The organism is Meiothermus cerbereus (assembly GCF_051297115.1).
Classification (GTDB): Bacteria; Deinococcota; Deinococci; order Deinococcales; family Thermaceae; genus Meiothermus; species Meiothermus cerbereus_A.
Window position 1 is genome coordinate 1 of record NZ_JBEVAL010000163.1, and the last position, 807, is coordinate 807.

1 protein-coding gene is annotated in these 807 nt (G+C 72.9%); it reads right to left on the bottom strand.

The genetic code is table 11. The annotated features are described in order from the left end of the window. Window positions 1–807 (bottom strand): DUF927 domain-containing protein (locus tag ABWU19_RS14960; protein WP_435902421.1); only part of this gene is annotated, 807 nt, incomplete at both ends.

An 807-nucleotide genomic window follows, 5' to 3' on the forward strand; every position in this document is an offset into this window, starting at 1 on the left:
CGAAGCCGCACCTGCTGCCGCACCCCCTCCAGCCGCCCGGCCAGCCAGCGCACCCAGGCGGCCAGGGCCAGGGGAAACCCCGCCGCCTGGTTTTGCAGCCGGGTGAGCGCCTCCAGGTTCACCTCGCCCGGGGTTAGCTCGAGGATCAGGCACCGCGCCCGCACGCTGTGGCCGGGGGGCAGATCCTCGCCGGTGACCAGCAGGCTGCCCCGGGGGGCCCGGTCGGGCTGCATCCGTCCGTCCGAGCGCATCCGCGCCCGCCCCGTGGCGTTGCCCTGGTTGCGTAAAATCCGGGCGGCCTTACCCTGGAGCTCCTTCTGCTTGCCCTCGTGCCCGGTGGGGGCGTAGTCGTCAATCAGCAGCAACGCATCCTTGGCCGCGAAGGCCAGCCCCTCCAGAGCGTTGGCGGTGCCCTCCCAGTTCGTCGGCGGGTGCGGGGCGGCGTGCCCCCACAAGGCCTGAACCAGCAGGGCCAGGCTGGTCTTGCGGGCCCCGGTCAGCCCGGCAATGTACAGGCTGCCCAGCGGGTGGTTGATAGGTGCTCCCAGGGCATAGAGCAAAAGAGGCCAGCTGACCCGCCGGGGGCCTGCCTCCAGCATCCCCAGCAGCCGCCGGTGCGCCTCCGGTTCGGCCTCGCCGGTGGGCGGTTGGGGCAGGGCAAAGCCGCTCAGTTCGGGGGGGAGATCCACCTCGAGGCCGTCCACGCTCCCGTCCGGCCCAATGCCGCCCCCGGCGTGCAGGTACACCCAATCCCCGCCCTGCCGAACCCAGCCGGTGTGGGCGTAAACCGTGGCCTGCTCGGGGGCG